Source organism: Saccharopolyspora rectivirgula DSM 43747, from assembly GCF_000497205.1.
Lineage (GTDB): Bacteria > Actinomycetota > Actinomycetes > Mycobacteriales > Pseudonocardiaceae > Saccharopolyspora > Saccharopolyspora rectivirgula.
Genome location: NZ_AYJW01000070.1, coordinates 1 through 19,344, shown reverse-complemented (window position 1 = coordinate 19,344; position 19,344 = coordinate 1). Strand labels below are relative to the sequence as shown.

Annotated in this window: 14 protein-coding genes; 9 read left to right on the top strand and 5 right to left on the bottom strand. The window is 69.7% G+C overall.

Translation table 11 applies throughout. The features are described from left to right. The 4 genes from SREC43747_RS0116330 to SREC43747_RS0116315 all read left to right on the top strand — a co-directional run. Nucleotides 1–434: hypothetical protein (locus SREC43747_RS0116330; RefSeq protein ID WP_081722643.1), on the top strand; the 434-nt coding region annotated here is incomplete at its 5' end. A 315-nt stretch (nucleotides 435–749) separates the two neighbouring features. Next, the gene (ileS, locus tag SREC43747_RS0116325; protein WP_029722389.1) at nucleotides 750–3,908 is read left to right on the top strand and encodes an isoleucine--tRNA ligase; all 3,159 of its coding nucleotides are present in this window, start codon (nucleotides 750–752) and stop codon (nucleotides 3,906–3,908) included. 99 nt (nucleotides 3,909–4,007) lie between these two features. Continuing rightward, nucleotides 4,008–4,610 (top strand): signal peptidase II, encoded by a 603-nt coding sequence (lspA, locus tag SREC43747_RS0116320; protein ID WP_029722388.1) that lies wholly within the window; start codon nucleotides 4,008–4,010, stop codon nucleotides 4,608–4,610. Nucleotides 4,611–4,651: 41 nt separating this feature from the next. After that, nucleotides 4,652–5,542 (top strand): RluA family pseudouridine synthase, encoded by an 891-nt coding sequence (locus SREC43747_RS0116315; RefSeq protein ID WP_051388093.1) that lies wholly within the window; start codon nucleotides 4,652–4,654, stop codon nucleotides 5,540–5,542. Nucleotides 5,543–5,704: 162 nt separating this feature from the next. Here the strand turns inward: SREC43747_RS0116315 and SREC43747_RS0116310 are convergent, their stop codons facing one another. After that, on the bottom strand, nucleotides 5,705–6,754 hold the full coding sequence (locus tag SREC43747_RS0116310) for an AsnC family protein (RefSeq protein ID WP_306413796.1): 1,050 nt from the start codon (nucleotides 6,752–6,754) through the stop codon (nucleotides 5,705–5,707). Nucleotides 6,755–6,951: 197 nt separating this feature from the next. On the opposite strand from SREC43747_RS0116310, the gene dnaE reads away from it, so the two are divergent. Next, complete coding sequence (gene dnaE, locus SREC43747_RS0116305) at nucleotides 6,952–10,533, top strand: DNA polymerase III subunit alpha (protein WP_029722385.1); 3,582 nt, start codon at nucleotides 6,952–6,954, stop codon at nucleotides 10,531–10,533. A gap of 60 nt (nucleotides 10,534–10,593) precedes the next feature. On the opposite strand, the gene SREC43747_RS0116300 is transcribed toward dnaE, so the two are convergent. Continuing rightward, a complete protein-coding gene (locus SREC43747_RS0116300) occupies nucleotides 10,594–12,603 on the bottom strand; it encodes an arabinofuranosyltransferase (RefSeq protein WP_236623233.1) in 2,010 nt (669 codons plus the stop codon). Between the two features lie 134 nt (nucleotides 12,604–12,737). On the opposite strand from SREC43747_RS0116300, the gene SREC43747_RS0116295 reads away from it, so the two are divergent. Next, nucleotides 12,738–13,403: a DUF2567 domain-containing protein gene (locus SREC43747_RS0116295; RefSeq protein WP_236623232.1), complete on the top strand. Its 666-nt coding sequence runs from the start codon at nucleotides 12,738–12,740 to the stop codon at nucleotides 13,401–13,403. Here the strand turns inward: SREC43747_RS0116295 and SREC43747_RS0116290 are convergent. From SREC43747_RS0116290 to SREC43747_RS0116280, 3 genes are read right to left on the bottom strand one after another with little or no spacing between them, the layout of a single operon-like run. Then, nucleotides 13,379–14,248, bottom strand: a complete 870-nt coding sequence (locus tag SREC43747_RS0116290; RefSeq protein WP_152528444.1) for a DUF8017 domain-containing protein — start codon at nucleotides 14,246–14,248, stop codon at nucleotides 13,379–13,381. The genes SREC43747_RS0116295 and SREC43747_RS0116290 overlap by 25 nt on opposite strands. Before the next feature lie 24 nt (nucleotides 14,249–14,272). Further along, complete coding sequence (locus tag SREC43747_RS0116285; RefSeq protein WP_029722381.1) at nucleotides 14,273–14,953, bottom strand: LON peptidase substrate-binding domain-containing protein; 681 nt, start codon at nucleotides 14,951–14,953, stop codon at nucleotides 14,273–14,275. 33 nt (nucleotides 14,954–14,986) lie between these two features. Then, a complete protein-coding gene (locus tag SREC43747_RS0116280) occupies nucleotides 14,987–15,646 on the bottom strand; it encodes an NUDIX hydrolase (protein WP_081722642.1) in 660 nt (219 codons plus the stop codon). 169 nt (nucleotides 15,647–15,815) lie between these two features. On the opposite strand from SREC43747_RS0116280, the gene nadA reads away from it, so the two are divergent. The 3 genes from nadA to nadC are packed head-to-tail and all read left to right on the top strand — an operon-like array spanning nucleotide 15,816 to nucleotide 19,263. After that, nucleotides 15,816–16,826: a quinolinate synthase NadA gene (gene nadA, locus SREC43747_RS0116275; protein WP_029722379.1), complete on the top strand. Its 1,011-nt coding sequence runs from the start codon at nucleotides 15,816–15,818 to the stop codon at nucleotides 16,824–16,826. Continuing rightward, nucleotides 16,823–18,418 carry an L-aspartate oxidase gene (locus SREC43747_RS0116270; protein WP_029722378.1) on the top strand — a complete coding sequence of 532 codons (1,596 nt, stop codon included), beginning with the start codon at nucleotides 16,823–16,825 and terminating at the stop codon, nucleotides 18,416–18,418. The genes nadA and SREC43747_RS0116270 overlap by 4 nt, the downstream gene beginning before the upstream one ends. Further along, a complete protein-coding gene (nadC, locus tag SREC43747_RS0116265) occupies nucleotides 18,415–19,263 on the top strand; it encodes a carboxylating nicotinate-nucleotide diphosphorylase (RefSeq protein ID WP_029722377.1) in 849 nt (282 codons plus the stop codon). The genes SREC43747_RS0116270 and nadC overlap by 4 nt, the downstream gene beginning before the upstream one ends. The last annotated feature ends 81 nt before the right edge of the window (nucleotides 19,264–19,344 follow it).

Genomic DNA, 19,344 nt, shown 5'->3' with positions numbered 1-19,344 from the left:
TGCTGGTCCTCGCCGCCGGTGGGGTGCTGGTCTGGGCGGTGCTGAGCGGTCAGCCGGATTCGGCGTGGTTTTCGGTCCTGCTGAGCGGGATCGGAGTGCTGCTGCTGGGGGTGGACCGGTTCCGGCGCAGGCGGGCGCAGCGGTCTTCCGCGGAGTCCGCGGCGGGGTCGGCCGGTCCGGAGTTCGCCGATGCCGATGATGAGCCGGCCGCGGAGCTGGTGTCCGCAGCCGATGCGGCCGCTGTCGCGGAGCTGTCCGAGCAGGTGCTGGTCGTCGACGAACGGCCGCGCTACCACCTGCCGGGCTGCGACTGGCTGGTCGGTCGGGAAACGGTGGCGCTGTCCTTGAGCGAGGCCCGGGAACTGGGGTTCACCCCGTGCGGCCGGTGCGAACCGGTTTCCACGCTGGTGGCGCGGGTGCGCGGCGCGGACTGAGCCGGGCCGCCGCGAGTTTTGCCGGTCGAGCACGTTATGCTGGATCCCACAGGCGATGATCCGGCCATCACCGGGGAGCTTCCGGAAGAACGGGCAGTGCTTGCCTCAGTAGAACCGGACGGGACCGGCCCGTGACAGCCGGCAAATGAGTGGTCGTGCGTGGCCTCGCCGGAGCGTGCGGGGGTGCACGGCAAGCGGGGTGGTACCGCGGACTCGCGCGACCAGGCGCGCGATGTGCCGTCCCCGCGTGGACGCCGGTTTGATTCGGTGGCTGTGCGGCGGACCCGACGGCACACCGCTAGGAGCACATCCGCGATGGCTTACCCGAAGGTTGAGATCAGTGGCGCTGGTTCTCTGCAGCGCGGTGTAGCGGCCCAACCGTCGCTTCCCGAAATCGAACGCGACGTGCTGAAGTACTGGGCCGACGACAAGACCTTCCGCGCTTCGGTGGAGGCCCGCGAGGCGGGTGTCAACGGTTCCAACGAGTACGTCTTCTACGACGGCCCGCCGTTCGCGAACGGCCTTCCCCACTACGGGCACCTGCTGACCGGCTACGTCAAGGACTCGGTGCCGCGCTACCAGACCATGCGCGGTCGCCGGGTGGAGCGGCGGTTCGGCTGGGACTGCCACGGGTTGCCCGCCGAGGTCGAGGCGGAGAAGCAGCTGGGCATCACGTCCAAGGCCGAGATCGAGTCGATGGGCGTGGCCGAGTTCAACGAGGTGTGCCGCACCTCCGTGCTGCGCTACACCGACGAGTGGCGGGACTACGTCACCCGGCAGGCCCGGTGGGTGGACTTCGACAACGACTACAAGACGCTCGACCTCAACTACATGGAGAGCGTCATGTGGGCGTTCAAGACCCTGTGGGACAAGGGTCTGATCTACCAGGGCTTCCGGGTGCTCTGGTACTGCTGGCGCTGCGGAACCCCGCTGTCCAACAGCGAGACCAGGCTGGACGACGTGTACCGGCAGCGGCAGGACCCGGCGGTCACGGTGGGGCTGCGGCTCCAGGCCCCGGACAAGCCCTACGACGGTGCGCTCGCCCTGGTGTGGACGACGACCCCGTGGACGCTGCCGTCCAACCTCGCCGCGGCCGTGCACCCGGACGTGGACTACGTCCTGGTGGCCCCGCCGGAGTCCGGGGAGCGCTACGTGCTGGCCGAGGCCCGGTTGGCGGCTTACAGCAGGGAGCTCGGCGAGGACGTGGCCGATCACGTGGTCAGCCGGTTCAAGGGCACCGAGCTGATCGGCACGGCCTACAAGCCCCCGTTCGACTTCTTCCTCGGCCGCGAGAACGCGCACCGGATCCTGGCGGCCGACTACGTGACCACTGAGGACGGTACCGGTGTCGTCCACCTGGCGCCGGCCTTCGGTGAGGAGGACAAGCAGGTCACCGACAAAGCCGGCATCGAGCCGGTCGTGCCGGTCGACGCGACCGGCAAGTTCACCTCCGAGGTGCCGCCGTACGAGGGGCTGCACGTCTTCGACGCCAACAAGCAGATCGCCCGGGACCTCAAGGAAGCCGGTCTGCTGCTGCGGCACGAGACCTACGACCACCCGTACCCGCACTGCTGGCGGTGCGACAACCCGCTCATCCAGCGCGCGGTGTCGGCCTGGTTCGTGGCGGTCAGCAAGTTCAAGGACCGCATGGTCGAGCTGAACAAGCGGATCAACTGGGTCCCGGAGCACATCCGCGACGGCCAGTTCGGCAAGTGGCTGGAGAACGCGCGGGACTGGAACATCTCGCGGAACCGGTTCTGGGGTTCGCCGATCCCGGTGTGGGTCTCCGACGACCCCGCCTACCCGCGGATCGACGTCTACGGCTCGCTGGACGAGTTGGAGCGCGACTTCGGGGTGCGGCCGACCGACCTGCACCGCCCGGCGATCGACCAGCTGACCCGGCCGAACCCGGACGACCCGACCGGCAAGTCCACGATGCGGCGGGTGCCGGAGGTGCTGGACTGCTGGTTCGAGTCCGGTTCGATGCCGTTCGCCCAGGTGCACTACCCGTTCGAGAACGCGGAGTGGTTCGAGCACCACTACCCGGGCGACTTCATCGTCGAGTACAACGGCCAGACCCGCGGCTGGTTCTACACGCTGCACGTGCTGGCCACCGCGCTGTTCGACCGCCCGGCGTTCTCCAACGTGGTCGCCCACGGCATCGTGCTCGGTGACGACGGGCAGAAGATGTCCAAGTCCAAGCGCAACTATCCGGACGTCAACGAGGTCTTCGAACGCGACGGTTCGGATGCGATGCGCTGGTTCCTGATGTCCAGCCCGATCCTGCGCGGGGGCGACCTGGTCGTCACCGAGCGCGGCATCCGGGACGCGGTGCGCCAGGCGGTGCTGCCGCTGTGGAACTCCTGGTACTTCCTGGCGCTGTACGCCAACGCCGAAGGGGTCTCCGGGACGTACCGGGTGGACAGCGAGCACGTGCTGGACCGCTACATCCTGGCCAAGACCGGTGAGCTGGTCAGCGATGTGCAGGGGTCGCTGGACGAGCTGGACATCGCCGGTGCCTGCGGCAGCGTGCGCGAATTCCTGGAGGTCCTCACCAACTGGTACGTGCGCCGGTCGCGGGACCGCTTCTGGGCCGGCGACCGGGACGCCATCGACACCCTGCACACGGTGCTCGAGGTGACCTGCCGGACGGTGGCGCCGCTGCTGCCGTTGACCGCGGAAGCGGTGTGGCGCGGACTGACCGGTGGGCGTTCGGTGCACCTGGCGGATTGGCCGGAGGTGGACGAGCTGCCCGCGGACGCCGCGCTGGTGTCGGCCATGGACCAGGTCCGGCAGGTGTGCTCGGCGGCCCTGGGGCTGCGCAAGGCCAACAAGCTGCGGGTGCGGCTGCCGCTGGCCGAGCTCCGGGTGGCCACCCCGGAGGCGGAGGAGCTCCGGCCGTTCGTGGACCTGATCCGCGACGAGGTCAACGTCAAGGAAGTGGTGCTGAGCACCGACGTCGCCGCGTACGGCCGCTTCGAGGTGGCGGTGAACGCCCGTGCCGCCGGGCCGCGGTTGGGCAAGGACGTGCAGAAGGTCATCAAGGCGGTCAAGGCCGGTGACTGGAGCCGCACCCCGGAGGGCAAGGTGGTCGCCGCCGGCATCGAGCTGCTGCCCGAGGAGTTCACCGAGCGGCTGGTGTCGACCGACACCGGCGCGTCCACCGCGCTGCCCAACGGGGCGGGTCTGGTGTCCCTGGAGACCGAGGTGACCCCGGAGTTGGCCGCCGAGGGCCTGGCCCGGGACGTGGTGCGGGTGATCCAGCAGGCTCGCCGGGAGGCCGACTTCGCGGTGTCCGACCGGATCACCGTCACCATTTCGGCGCCGCAGCAGGTGCAGGAGGCGGTTGCCGCGCACCGCGAGTTCATCGCCGAGGAGACCTTGGCGGAGTCGGTGGAGTTCGGTGATGCGGACGGCTTCGCCGGCAGCGTCGGGGACGGCACCGAGATCGCGGTCGCGGTCGCGAAGGTGTGACGGCTGTTCCGGGGCGGAGCTGGTGCCCGGTTCCGCCCCGGAACTCGGCGGCCTGGTGGTCTTGGGCGTTCGCGGGAACGGCTCAGGGACAATGGCCCCGTGAGCAGCGAGCAGCAACCATCTGAAAAGCCCGGTGCGGGGGACGGCGATGCCGAACGAACCCGGTCGGGGAAGTCCGCGAAACTGCTGGTGCTGTTGTTCGGGCTGGCTGCTGCGGGATTGGTCCTCGATGTGATCACCAAGAGCGCGGTGGTGGCCGCGCTGGAAGGCGGCCCGCCGGTCGAGTTGCTGGGCGGGCTGGTCTACCTGGACGTGCTGCGCAACCCGGGGGCGGCGTTCTCCCTGGCCACCGGTATGACGTGGTTGCTGGCCCTGCTGGCGATCGTGGTGGTCGGCGTGATCGTCTGGCTGGCTCCGCGGCTGCGTTCGGCGGGCTGGGCGGCCGGGCTCGGGTTGATGCTCGGCGGGACGCTCGGCAACCTCGGGGACCGGTTGTTCCGGGCGCCCGGGCCGTTGCAGGGACACGTGGTGGACTTCATTTCAGTGCTGGCTCCCAACGGTGAGTTCTTCCCGGTGTTCAACGTCGCGGATTCCTGCATCACCTGCGGTGCCGTACTGATCGTTCTGTTGTCGCTGCTGGGCCGCGACTACGACGGCACAGTGCACCGCAAGAAGCAGCGAGCTGCTGGGAATGAGTCGTGACTGATACTCGAACACTTCCTGTTCCAGAAGGCCTGGACGGCATGCGGGTGGACGCTGGCCTGGCGAAATTGCTCGGGCTTTCCCGCAGTTCGGTGGCCGCGTTGGCCGAATCCGGCGAGGTCTTGCTCAACGGTGTTCCGGCCGGCAAGTCCGATCGGCTCGTCGCCGGCGCCTGGCTGGAGATCACCTTGCCGGACACCGGCAGGAATCAGGTCGAAGTCGTCGCGGTCCCGGTGGAGGGCATGCGGATCCTCTACGAGGACAGCGACATCGTGGTGATCGACAAGCCGATCGGTGTCGCGGCGCACCCGAGCCCCGGCTGGGAGGGGCCGACGGTGGTCGGCGGACTGGCCGCGGCCGGGGTGCGCGTCGCCACCAGCGGGGCGGCGGAGCGGCAGGGTGTGGTGCACCGCCTGGACGTGGGCACCAGCGGTGTCATGGTGGTCGCCAAGAGCGAGTTGGCCTACTCGGCGCTGAAGCGGGCGTTCAAGGAGCGCACCGTGGAGAAGCGCTACCACGCGCTGGTGCAGGGGCACCCGGATCCCAGTCGCGGCACCATCGACGCGCCGATCGACCGGCATCCCCGGCACGACTACAAGTTCGCCGTGGTGAGCGGCGGGAAGCCCAGCGTGACCCACTACGAGACGGTGGAGGCGTTCCGGGCGGCTTCCCTGGTGGACGTGAAGCTGGAGACCGGTCGCACGCACCAGATCCGGGTGCACTTCTCGGCGATCCGGCACCCCTGCGTCGGCGACCTCACCTACGGCGCCGACCCGGTGCTGGCGCGGCGGTTGGGCGTGACCCGGCAGTGGCTGCACGCCCGGCAGCTCGGTCTGGAGCACCCGGTGACCGGCCAGTGGATGACCTTCGAGAGCGAGTACCCGAAGGACCTGCAGCGCGCCTTGGACATCCTGCGGGAGCAGGACAGCTGAGCCGGGGCCGGCCGCGGCCCGCACCTCTTCCCCGGTCTTGGTGGCCGGCGCCGCGGGAGCGGTCGGCCACCGAGGGGCGTGCTCCGGTGCGGGCACCGCCCCGGTGGAGGTGTGTTCGGGCCGTCGGGCCCGTGCTCGTGCTCCGCCGAGCGCGGAGGGCGTTCAGAGGTCGCTGATGTCCCAGCTGAGCGTGTGCTGCTCGGCGTCGGGCTGCGGACGCCAGCGCACCGAGGACAGCTCGGTGGAATCCGGCAGCACGTAGACGGTGTGGCCGCCGGCGGTCTCCCCCACGCCGATGCCGGCGCGGTGCGGGGGCCGGGACGACAGGGTGACCGACGACTTGCTGATGGCGGTGCCGTCCTTGGCGATCAGCTCCAGGTGCTCGTCGGGCACAGCGCCGTAGCTGCCCGGTCCGTAGTTGGTCACCTCGGTGTGCACCACCACGGCGCGCTCGCCGTCCTGCAGCTCGTGCCCGGCAGCGGTGAACAGGTAGTCCGCCGGGTCGACGACCTCGACCAGCTTGATGGCCAGCCGCTCGCCGGAGGGGCATTCCACGTCCAGTTTGCTGCCGACCCGGCCGACCCGGAGCGGAGCGGGCGCGGGCTGGGGCTGCGCCGCCGGTTGGTGGCCGCCTTGGTACTGCTGGTCCCCGCGGGCCCACCCCGCCGAGCCGGGTGGCCCCCACATGAGCATCGGGTCCTGCCCGGCCGGCTGCTGGGCCGGCGCGCCGGGTGGGGCGTACGGCTGGGCCGGGGGCACGTGCGGCCCGCTCGGCCCGGTCTGCGCCGGGTGCGGACCGGGCGCGGGAGGGACCGGGTGGTTGCCGCTGGAGGTGTTCGGGTGGGGACCGCTGCCCGGACCGGAGACCGGGTAGCCGCCGCTGGCGGAGCCGGGGGCTTGGTACCCGCCGCTGGTGGAACCCGGGACCTGGTACCCGCCGCTGCCGGAACCGGGGACTTGGTACCCGCCGCTGCCGGAACCGGGGACTTGGTAGCCACCGCTGGCCATGTGCTGAGCCGTCCAGGCTTGGGCGAACGCCAGCGCGTTCCGGATGCCCTGCGGGTCGCACTCCACGCCGACGATCAGCGGTAGACCCGTGGTGGAGAGCGCGGCGAGTCGGGCAGCGACGTCGCGCACATCCATGCCGAGCCGGGCGGCGACGTCCGGTATCGCCGCTCGTCCGGTTTCTGCGATGAGACTCAGCAGACGCACGTCTACAGGATCAGGGCCAGCCACGGATTCCACGCTACCTCTTTTGATCAGCGCTCAGGTCGAGGGCACGCTTTTCGGGCATTCCCGGGGCGCGCTTCCCGGTCGTGCGAAACGCCGGGGGATTGGAAAACGACCGGGGGACAAGGGGATAGGCTGGCAATCCCGGTGAAAGTCCTGAAGCGAAGGAGGACCTCCTCGTGCCTGTTGACCCCTTCGTCCACCTCCACGTGCACACCGAGTACTCGATGCTCGACGGAGCGGCGAAGGTCGGGGCGCTGTTCGCGGAAGCGGAACGGCTCGGCATGCCCGCTGTCGGCATGACCGATCACGGCAACATGTTCGGCGCGGACGAGTTCTACCAACAGGCCAAGAAGACCGGCATCAAGCCGATCATCGGGATCGAGGCCTACGTGGCTCCGGGCAGTCGGTTCCACAAGAAGCCGGTCTTCTGGGGAGAGGCCAGGCAGCGCTCCACCGACGAGTTCGGTGAGGGCGGCGACGTCTCCGGTGGCGGTGCCTACACGCACATGACGATGTTGGCGGCCAACGCCACCGGGGTGCGGAACCTGTTCACCCTGTCCAGCCTGGCCAGCTTCGAGGGCTACTACCGCAAGCCGCGGATGGACCGGGAGCTGATCTCCCAGTACTCCGAGGGGATCATCGCCACCACCGGTTGCCCGTCCGGAGAGGTGCAGACCCGCTTGCGGTTGGGGCAGTACGAGGAGGCGCTGCAGGCGGCCGCGGACTACCGGGACATCTTCGGCAAGGAGAACTTCTTCCTGGAGCTGATGGACCACGGGCTGGCGATCGAGCGGTCGGTCCGGGAAGGCCTGCTGAAGATCGCCAAGGAGCTCGACCTCAAACCGCTGGCCACCAACGACAGCCACTACGTGACCAAGGACCAGGCCGAGTCGCACGGGGCGCTGCTGTGCGTGCAGTCGGGCAAGACCCTCAACGACGAGAGCCGGTTCAAGTTCGACGGGGACGGCTACTACCTGAAGTCCTCGGAGGAGATGCGCGAGTACTGGGACAAGGAAGTCCCCGGTGCCGCGGACAACACGCTGCTGGTGGCCGAGCGGGTCGAGTCCTACGAAGAGGTGTGGAAGTACACCGACCGGATGCCCCGGGTCTCCGTGGAGGGCGGCAAGACCGAGCGGGAGCAGCTGGCCGAGGAGATCGAGCACTACCTGCCCACCCGCTACCCCGACGGGCCCACCCCGGAGTGCCGGGAGCGGATCGAGAAGGAGCTCGACGTCCTCGACCGCAAGGGCTACTGCGCGTACTTCCTGGTCGTCGGTGACATCACCCGGTGGGCGAAGTCCCAGGGCATCCACGTGGGGCCGGGGCGCGGGTCGGCGGCCGGTTCGCTGCTGGCCTACATCCTGCACATCACCAACCTGGACCCGCTGGAGCACGGCCTGATCTTCGAGCGGTTCCTGAACCCGGAGCGGAACTCCCCGCCGGACATCGACCTCGACTTCGACGACCGCCGCCGGGACGAGGTGCTGCAGTACGCCATCAACAAGTACGGCCGGGACAAGGTCGCGCAGGTCATCACCTTCGGCAAGATCAAGACGAAGGCCGCCATCAAGGACGCCGCGCGGGTGCACCTGGGGCAGCCGGGCTTCGCGGTCGCGGACAAGATCTCCAAGACGCTGCCGCCGCCGATCGCGGCCAAGGACATCCCGCTGTCCGGCATCGTCGACCCGAACCACGAGCGCTACCCGGAAGCCGCCGAGGTCCGCAACCTCATCGAGAACGACCCGACCGTGGCGCAGATCTTCGAGACCGCGCGCGGTTTGGAAGGCCTGATCCGCAACGCGGGTGTGCACGCGTGCGCGGTGATCCTCTCCTCGCAGCCGTTGATGGGCACGGTGCCGCTGTGGATGCGGGACGACGGCTCGATCATCACCGGCTGGGACTACCCCTCGTGCGAGGCCATCGGCCTGCTGAAGATGGACTTCCTGGGGTTGTCCAACCTCACCATCCTCGGCGATGCGCTGCGGATGGTGAAGCAGAACCACGGGGTGGAGATCGATCTGTCCACTCTGGGCTTGGACGACGAGAAGACCTACGAGCTGTTGGCCCGCGGCGAGAGCCTCGGCGTGTTCCAGCTCGAAGGTGGCGGCATGCGGGAACTGCTCAAGCGCATGCAGCCGACCGAGTTCGCCGACATCGTGGCCTGCAACGCGCTGTACCGCCCGGGCCCGATGGAGGTCAACGCCCACTTCGACTACGCGGACCGCAAGAACGGCAAGAAGCCGATCGAGCCGATCCACCCGGAACTGGACGAGCCGCTGAAGGACATCCTGGCCGAGACCTACGGTCTGATCGTCTACCAGGAGCAGATCATGGCCATCGCCCAGCGGGTGGCCGGTTACAGCCTCGGCCGAGCCGACATCCTGCGCCGCGCGATGGGCAAGAAGAAGAAGGAGGTCCTGGACCAGGAGTTCGAGGGCTTCCGGGACGGCATGCTGGAGAACGGCTTCTCCGAAGAGGCGATCGAGAAGCTGTGGGCCACGGTGCTGCCGTTCGCCGGCTACGCGTTCAACAAGTCCCACGCCGCGGGTTACGCCCTGGTGGCCTACTGGACGGCCTACCTGAAGGCGAACTACCCCGCCGAGTACATGGCAGCGCTGCTGACCGCCAACGGCGACAACAAGGACAAGATGGCGGTCTACCTCGCCGAGTGCCGGCGGATGGGCATCAAGGTGTTGTCGCCGGACGTCAACGACTCCAACGACACCTTCACCGCCGTCGGCTCGGACATCCGCTTCGGGCTGAGCGCGATCCGCAACGTCGGTTCGAACGTGGTGTCCTCGATCATCAAGGTCCGCGAGGAGAAGGGCCGCTACACCTCGTTCGCCGACTTCCTGGACAAGTCCGAGATAGCGGTGTGCAACAAGCGGGTCATCGAGTCGCTGATCAAGGCCGGCGCGTTCGACTCGCTGGGGCACACCCGCATGTCGCTGGCCCAGCACCACGAGGCCGCGGTGGACGCGATCACCGGGCTGAAGCGCCAGCAAGCCATGGGGCAGTTCGACTTGTTCGGGGCGGATCCGTCCACTTCGGACAGTCAGGACTCCTCCCCGCTGGCGCACCTGCAGTTCAGTTCGGAGGAGTGGCCGCGCAAGCAGTTGCTCTCCTACGAGCGGGAGATGCTGGGGCTGTACGTTTCGGCGCACCCGCTGGACGGCGCTGAGCGACTGCTGGCCCCGTACCAGGACACCAGCATCGCGGACCTGGTCGGTGGGGAGCGCAGCCCCGGCAAGGAGCAGGTGCGCATCGCGGGCATGATCTCCGGCATCCAGCGGCGCATCAACAAGAACGGCCAGCCGTGGGCGATCGTCACGCTGGAGGACTTGGACGCCAGCGTCGATGTGCTGTTCTTCCCCAAGTCCTACGAGATGTACTCGGAATGCTTGGTGGAGGACACCGCGCTGGCGGTCAAGGGGCGGATCAACGAGCGGGAAGGCACCATCAGCGTGTTCGCCTCCGATGCGATGACGATCGACATCTCCGCCGCCGAGCACGATCCGGGGGTCAGCCCGGCGTTCGTCATCAAGGTCCCGGTGAACAAGGTCAACGAGTCCTTGGTGGCGGAACTGAAGCGGACTTTGCAGGCGCACGCGGGCACCACACCGGTGCACGTGAAGCTGCAGGGGGCGCGCGGCACCACCAAGCTCGCGCTCTCCCGCGACTTCTTCGTGTCCACTGACAACGGTTTGCAGGGCGAGCTCAAGGGCTTGCTCGGCGCCGGTTGCTTCGAGTCGTTCTGAGCAGCGGACGCAGAAGAGGGGCGCGGGAAATCCCGCGCCCCTCTTCTGCTGCTCGGTGCCTCAGCGCCGCACGACGATGGTGTAGGGGCCGACGTCCTGCTTGACGAACTCGGGCGAGTCGAACACCTCGGGGTTGAAGAAGACGTAGTAGTCCCGGACGTTCGGCTGCTGGGGGAAGGAGTCGGCCTTCAGCTCCAGCGCCAGCTTGTCCATGTTCTCCTCGCCGATGCCCTCCTTCTCCTCGTCGGACAGGTACGGGCTGGACGGGTTGAGCAGCACGAAGACGTTGGGCGTCTGGAACCGGCTGCTGCGCAGCATCTCCAGCAGTTCCTCGCTGGTTTCCGCCGTGGTCCACCGGTGGATCTCGTCGGCCCGTTGCTGGTACTGCCCCAGCGGGTTGGCGTAGTGCGGGGTTTCCTGCTGGAAGCCCCAGTAGGGCTGGAACGACATGAGCTTGTAGTCGGTGGTGAGCACGACGTTCTGCTCCGGTTCCCGCCCGGTGAGCTGGGCGATGGCCCGGATCTCGTCGTCCAGCCACGAACCCGGTTGCATCGGGTCCCGGTGCCCTTGGGCGTTGACCCCGGTGGGGTAGTAGTCGTCGTAGGCGCTCTGGGTGGAATCCTTCAGGCTGCTGCCGATCGCCCCCTGGACCAGGGTGACCGCGCCGAGCAGACCGACGGCGAACGAGACCATGCTGATCTGCAGCGCGTACTTCGGGTCGAGCTTCTCGCGCAGGTGGCCGATCAGCTCCAGGGCGGCGAAGACGCCGGCGGTCAACAGCACCACGTCGAGGATGACGTTCAGCCGGAACGCCAACAGGGTGGTCTTGGCGACGAGGGCGAAGGCGGAGAGGACGAACCAGCAGTAGACCGCGATGACGATGGTGAGCATCGCCGCGGCGGTCTCGTTGCGGCGGCACCGCAGCAGCAGCCACACCAGACCGGCCAGGCACACCGCGCCGAGGACCGTGCCCTCGGTCATCGGGGTCGGCAGGAACGCGCCGTCCGCCGGCAGGTAGTGCTGCGCCGCGCTGCGCGGGTTGTTCAGCAGGAACTGGGTCTGCCACAGGTAGGGCAGCCACACCAGCAGGGCGAGGACCAGGCTGATGATGCCGATCGGCAGCAGCCGGAAGAAGAGCTGGCGGACCGTCTGGCCCACCGGGTTGCCGCGGTGGACGCGGAAGGCGCCGATGATGACGGCCATGGTGAGGACCATCAGCACGGCGAACCCGAAGTGCAGGGTGTAGGTGACCGCTGCGAAGCCCACGTAGCAGCCGATGCCGATCAAGGTCCACCGGGGGGTGACCGGGTGGCGCAGCGCGTACCAGCACAGCACCGCGGCCGGCGCCAGCAGGGCCGCGGACGGCCAGGCGTAGGGCTCCTCGATGCCGTGCATCATCCCCGACATCGTGGTGATCAGGGCGGCCAGCAGGGCGACGCGCCGGCGGAGCACGACGCTCCACATGGTGAACGCGAGCACGCTGGTGACCGCCACCCAGGCCAAGGCGTAGGGCTTGTAGGCGGCCCAACCTTCCCAGCCGATCAGGTTGGCGAACCGGCCGCCGAGCCAGAACCAGCCGCCCGGGTAGTAGGGCGGGGTGTCGGGGTAGTTCATGTCCGCGAGGCCGAGCGTGGCCGCCATCCGGGTCATGTACTGCATGCGGAACCCGTTGTCCACAGAGGATCCGCCGTAGTAGTACCGGGTGGCTTGCAGCGGAATGGCCAGCGCCAGCGTGCTGAACGCGCTCAGCGAGATCCAAGTGCCCAGCAGTTTGACCCACTGCCGGCCGTGGCGGAAGCCGAAGGCGAGCAGCAGGAACAGGGCGGTGAGCACCAGGGCGGTGCTCACCGAGGCGAGCGCCTCCGGTGCGTAGCTGGGTTCGCTGATGCTCAGCCTTGCTATCGCGAACTGCAGCAGCAGGCTGACCACGGCCGCGACGACCGAGCCGAGCAGCAGCTCGACGATGGTGCTGCGCAGGGAGAGTCGGACGACTGAACCGCGTCGCGGTTCGTCGATCGGCTGCGGTCCGGTTAACAAGGGGCTCGGGAAGATTCCCGCCACTTGGCTCATCCTTCGAAGATGACTGACATTTGCGCTCGCCGAAGAATAATTGATGCGCACCACTCCACCACGTATCGGGTGACGTGGTGGGCACGCTGCGGAGCGGTAGGGTGTGGCGGCTGTCGTGAGTGAGGAGGTCCGGGGTGTCCGACGAAACGACTGAGCCGGGGCGGGCGCGGGTCACGCCGGCACCGGAAGGCCCGGTCGTGCCGGACTCCCCCTTCCTGCCGCAGGCCCTGGCCCGGCCGCGCCCGCGGGTGGTGGTGCGGGCCGACCTGCGTCCGGCGCTGCTCGCCGCGGTGGTGATCGCGGTGCTGGGCGCGCCGGTGGGCTGGGTGTGGTCGCGGCTGGCCCCGCCGCAGGAGAGCCTGCTCGGGGAACAGGGGCAGCTGGTGCCGCTGACGCTGGCCAGCTACCACCAGTTCGACGCACTGGCGATCTACCTGCTGCTGGGGTTCGCGACCGGGATCCTCACCGCAGCGGCGCTGTGGGCGGTGCGCAGTCGTCGCGGGCCGGTGATGCTGCTGGCCGGGGTGGCCGGTTCCTTGCTGGCCGCGTGGTTGGGCAGCTGGCTCGGACCGCAGTTCGCCCAGCTGGCGTACCCGGGGCCGGAGGAGGTGCCGGCCGGACAGCTGTTCCAACTGGCGCCCGCCCTGGACTCGGGACTGGCCGTGCTCGGCCAGCCGTTGGGCACAGCGCTGGGGTACGGCTTGGCGGCTTCCTGGAACGGGTTGGACGACCTGGGGCGCCCGGCCGGTGGGCCGCAGCGCCCCGGCCCGACCGGTCAGGACGCCGGGCGGAACGACTGAACGATCTGGCGCTGGTCGGTGGGCGAGACGGCGTCGGGGATGCCCTGGTCGGAGGCCACGACGAAGACGACCGAGGCGTTGCCGTCGTTCTGCGCGGCCAGCAGGCTGACCGCCACGCTCGGCGAGTCGCACTCCCCGGGGTTGGGGATGGCGAGCGTCGCGTTGATCAGCACGCCTTCGCGGCCGCCGGAGAGGGACACCTTCTGCGGGTGGGACGGCACGATCTCGGGCGGCTGGCCGTTGACGGTGTACGCGGTCTCGGCGAACTTGCGCAGGGCCTCGTTGGCGACCGTGGTGTCGTCGGGGCCGCGGCGGGCGGTGGCGCCGGCGATGGCGCGGTAGCTGTTCGGGCTGCCGGGGCAGAAGCCGCGCTGGTAGAGGGCCACCCCGGAGAGGGTGAAGGCGTCGTCGGGCTCGCCGAAGCCGACGATGTTGTCGGGGCTCTCCAGGCTCCAGGTCCGCGGCACGTCGTAGCGGGCGTTGCGCCGGGGGACCTCCATCACCTGCCAGTCGGGGACGACCGGGGAGGCCGTCGAGACCGGTTCGGCGGCGGAAGAGGTGGGGGCCGGCGAGGTGGACGACTGGGCCACGTGGTTGCCGTTGTCGTCGTTGCCGCCGTTGGCGGTCAGCACCACCACGGTGACGAAGACGAGCACTGCCACCACGCCCAAGGAGACCAGGGCGATGGCGCCCAAGTTCGACTTGGGCTTCTGCGGACCGTCCGGTGGGGTCGAGGTCTGCTGGGAGAAGACCCCGAATCCCTGGTACTGCATGCCTTGTTGACTGCCGTGGTACGGCTGCTGGCCGTATTGTCCGGAGTCCCAGTTGCCACCCGGAGTTGACATGCGGGTGATCCTAGTCGGGCAGGATCAGTTGACGCTGGGTTGTTCGGCGAATTCGGTCAGCGGGGCGGGAATCGCGCGCAGTTCGCGGAGGAATTCGGCTTCGCGCAGCATCATTCGCCGCACCATGCGCAGTCTGGTCAGCGGGTTCGTCTCGTCGAGCAGGGCTTGGCGGTCTTCGACCGGTAGCACGCAGTCGTCGGCGAGCCGGTAGGCCAGGGTGGCGTCGTCGGTGTCCTCCGCGGGTGGCTGGTGGTGCTGTCCGCGGATCCCGGTGGCGCGGTAGCGGGCGTGCGCGGCTTGGGCGGCGGCGCGCAGCTGCTGCCGGCGGTCGGGGGTGTCGTTGTCGGGTTCGGTGTCCGGGAGCCACTCCACCAGGGCCATCAGGTAGGGGGCGGCGTGCCGGTCGATCTGCAGCAGCCGGAACCGCCGTTCGCCGGTGGCGGTGATGTCGTAGCGGCCGCCGGCCAACTGCCGCACGCTGGACAGGACCGCGGTGCAGCCGACGTCGTGGAGCGAGTCCACGTTGTCCTCGCCCACTTCCCAACCCTGCCGGATGGTGATCACGCCGAACCGCTGGTCGGGCACGACTTCGTTGAGCAGGTCGGTGGTCAGCTCCCGGTAGCGCGGTTCGAAGATGTGCAGGGACAGCGGCCCGCCGGGCAGCAGGACCGAGCCGAGCGGGAACAGCGGGATCGTTTCCGTCACGCCTCCAAACCTACGTGCCGAGCCCGCTGCGGGCTATCGATCAGCGGTCGGTGGGCGGAACACCGCGAACGGGTCGGTGATCTGCAGGTCGCGGCTGGTGAACCGGTAGAGGGAGGCGGGGCGTCCGCCGGCGGGTCCGGAGGAGGCGGTGCGGCCGGTGGGCTGCAGCACACCCCGCCGGGACAGCACCCGCTGCAGGTTGGTGGCGGACACCTCGTAGCCGAGCGCCGCGGAGTAGAGCCGGCGCAGCTCGGAGATGGTGAACTCGGCGGGGGCCAGGGCGAAGCCGAGGTTGGTGTAGGAGAGCTTCGCCTGCAGTCGTTCCCGGGCGGCGTTGATGATCCGGCCGTGGTCGAACGCGGTGTTCGGCAGCTGGTCGACCGGGTGCCAGCGGGTGTCGGCCGGCACTTCCGGGTCGGCGTCGGAGGGGACCAGGCCGAGGAACGCGGTGGCGAGGATGCGGGTCCCGGGCACCCGGTGCGGGTCGCTGAAGACCGCGAGCTGCTCGACGTGGCTGAGCTTGCGCACGTCCACTTTCTCGGCGAGTTGGCGGCGGATCGAGCTCTCCACGTCTTCGCCGGCGCCGAGGAGACCGCCGGGCAGGGACCACCGGTGCGCGTGCGGTTCCTGGTTGCGCTCCCAGAGCAGGACTTGCAGCTGGTCGTCGCGCACCTGCAGGACTCCGGCGAGCACTTCGTGACGAAGGTCCCCGGCGACTTCGTGACGAACGTCCCCATCTCCGCCGCGGGTGGCGGTGTTAGGATTAGGCACGTTTTCGATTATAAGTCGAAAACTTGGGGGCTGGGAACCGGGTGTTCAAGGGCTCTCCCGCGCCGGTGGAGAGCCCTGGGAGGAGGCTCAGATGGTCGCGACGTGGCAGCGCACCGACACCGGCTACACCGGGGTGGAACCCACCGAGGAATGGGCCCGGGAGGTGCGCCGATTACTCGACGAGCGGGACGCCGTGCTGCTGGCGCACAACTACCAGCTGCCGGAGATCCAGGACATCGCCGACCACACGGGGGATTCGCTGGCGCTGAGCCGGATCGCGGCGAAGAGCACCGCCAGCACGATCGTGTTCTGCGGTGTCCACTTCATGGCCGAGACGGCGAAGATCCTCAGTCCGGAGAAGACCGTCCTGATCCCGGACGAGCGGGCCGGGTGCTCGCTGGCCGACTCGATCACCGCGGAACAGCTGCGCGCCTGGAAAGCGGAGCACCCGGGCGCGGTTGTGGTGTCCTATGTGAACACCACTGCTGACGTCAAAGCGGAGACCGACATCTGCTGCACCTCCTCCAACGCGGTCGAAGTGGTGCGGTCCATCCCGGAGGAGCAGGAAGTGCTCTTCTGCCCGGACCAGTTCCTCGGCGCCCACGTCAAGCGGGAAACCGGGCGGGAGAACCTGCACGTGTGGGCCGGGGAGTGCCACGTGCACGCCGGCATCAACGGTCCCGAACTGGCCGAGCGGGCCGAGCAGAACCCGCAAGCGGACCTGTTCATCCATCCCGAGTGCGGGTGCGCCACCTCGGCGCTCTACTTGGCGGGCGAAGGCACCGTTCCCGCTGAGCGGGTGAAGATCCTGTCCACCGGCGGCATGCTGGACGCCGCCCGGCGCACCGGGGCCAGCTCGGTCCTGGTGGCCACCGAGGTCGGCATGCTGCACCAGCTGCGCCGAGCCGCCCCCGAGGTCGACTTCCAGCCCGTCAACGACCGGGCCTCCTGCCGGTACATGAAGATGATCACGCCGGCGGCCCTGCTGCGCTGCCTGCGGGAAGGTGCCGACGAAGTGGACGTCGACCCCGAGATCGCCAAACGAGCGCGCGACTCGGTGGAGCGGATGATCGCCATCGGCAACCCGGGGAGCGGCGAGTGAGCTGGGAAGCCGCCGCCGACCTGCTGGTCATCGGCACCGGGGTGGCCGGGCTCAGCGCGGCCCTGCGCGCCCGGGAGCTGGGCCTGCGGGTGCTGGTGGTGAGCAAGGACTCCGTTTCCGCCGGGAACACGGCCTGGGCGCAGGGCGGGATCGCCGTGTCCTGCCCGGGGGGAACGGGCGACGACAGCCCCGCCCAGCACGTGGCGGACACCCTGGCGGCCGGGGCCGGGCTGTGCTCCCGCACCGCTGCGGAGCAGATCCTGTCCGACGGGCCCCGGGCGATCACCCGGCTCCAGCGGTTCGGCGCGCGCTTCGACACCGACGCCGACGGTTCGCTGGCCCGCACCCGGGAAGGCGGGCACAGCGCGTTCCGGGTGATCCACGCCGGCGGTGACGCCACCGGTGCGGAAGTGCAGCGAGCCCTGTCCGCGGCGGTGCGGGAGGACGGCATCCCGGTGCTGGAGCAGCACTGCGCCGCCGAGCTGCTGCGGGCCGACGGCGGTCGCGTGGCCGGGGCGCTGGCCATCGACGCCCAGGGGCGGCCGGGCGTGCTGCACGCGCCGGCGGTGCTGTTGGCCACCGGCGGGCTGGGACACCTCTACGCGGCGACGAGCAACCCGGAAGGGGCCACCGCGGACGGGATCGCGCTCGCCCTGCGGGCCGGAGCCGTGGTCGCCGACCTGGAGTTCGTCCAGTTCCACCCCACGGTGCTGTACGCCCCCGGTGGTCCGCGGGGCCGGCGGCCGCTGGTCACCGAAGCCGTGCGCGGAGAAGGCGCGGTGCTGGTCGACGTCAACGGGGAGCGGGTGATGCGGGGCGAGCACCCGCTGGAAGACCTCGCCCCCCGGGACGTGGTGGCGGCCGCGATCACGCGTCGAGCCGCGGAGACCGGTGCGGGCCACGTGTACTTGGACGCCACCGGAATCGGGGCGAAGTTCGCCGACCGGTTCCCCACCGTGCACGCGGCCTGCCAGCAGATCGGGGTGGACCCGGCCCGGGAGCCGATCCCGGTGGCCAGCGCGGCGCACTACGCGTGCGGCGGGGTGGTGACCACTGCGGACGGGAGGACGTCGGTCAGCGGGCTCTACGCCGCAGGTGAAGTCGCCTGCACCGGCCTGCACGGCGCCAACCGGTTGGCCTCCAACAGCTTGCTGGAGGGCCTGGTGGTGGGTGTGCGCGCCGCGGAGGCCGCTGCCGAGGACCTGCGCCGCGAACCGCGCCGGCGGGCGGTGGAGGCGGTGCTCCCCGCCATGCCGGTGGTCAACCGGGAACTGCTGCAGGACACCATGAGCCGCTGGGCGGGCATCGGCCGCGACGACCGCGGACTGGCCGAGGCCCAGCGGACGCTGGAGCGCTCCTCGGTCGTCCGTCCGCTGCGGACCCGACAGCTGGTGGAAGACGCCGCCCTGCTGCTGACCGCCCGAGCGCTGCTGACCGCGGCGCGGATCCGCACCGAATCCCGCGGCTGCCACCGCCGCACCGACTTCCCCGCCACCGACGACGTGGCCTGGCGGCGCAGCACCTCGCTGCGCTTGGACGTTTCCGGGCAGCTCATCCAGTCCGGCACCGGGATTGCGAGGACAGCAGCATGACAGTGGATTTGGACCGCGCCCGCCAGGTGGTGCGCACCGCGCTGGAGGAAGACCTGCGCTACGGGCCGGACGCCACCACGGCGGCGACCGTTCCCGCCGACGCCGTGGCCGAAGCGGCGTTCAACACCCGCCGCGCCGGAGTCGTCGCCGGACTGCCGGTGGTGCGGCTGGTGCTGGACGAGGTCTTGGGCCCGGACGGCTACTCGGTGCTGGAAACCCGCTCCGACGGTGACCGGCTGGCGCCCGGGGACTGCCTGCTGCGGGTCGAAGCCCCGGTCCAGGGGCTGTTGACCGCCGAGCGGACGGCGTTGAACCTGCTGTGCCACCTGTCGGGCGTCGCCACCGCGACGGCCGAGTGGGTGCGGGCGGTGGCGGGCACCGGCTGCCGCATCCGGGACACCCGCAAAACGCTGCCCGGACTGCGGGAACTGCAGAAGTACGCGGTCCGGTGCGGTGGTGGGGTCAACCACCGGATGGGGCTGGGAGATGCGGTTCTGGTCAAGGACAACCACGTCGTCGCGGCCGGCTCGGTGGTCGCAGCGGTGCGGGCGTGCCGCCAGCGCGCTCCCCAGCTCCCCATGGAAGTCGAAGTCTCCACTTTGGAGGAGTTGGCCGAGGTGCTGGCCGAAGGGGTGGAGCTGGTGCTGCTGGACAACTTCACCCCCGCGCAGTGCGCGGAAGCGGTGCGGATGACCCGGGAGCTCTCCCCGAAGACCGAGCTGGAAGCGTCCGGCGGGTTGACCCTCGAGGTGGCCGGGGAGTACGCCAGCACCGGGGTGCACTACCTGGCGGTCGGCGGATTGACCCATTCCGCGCCCGCGTTGGACATCGGGCTGGACATGTGATCGCCGGTGCTGCGGTGGCCGGGTGCGTTGCGACCGCGGCCGTGCCGGAACCGGTCTGGTGTTCGCGCTGGCCGCGGTGCT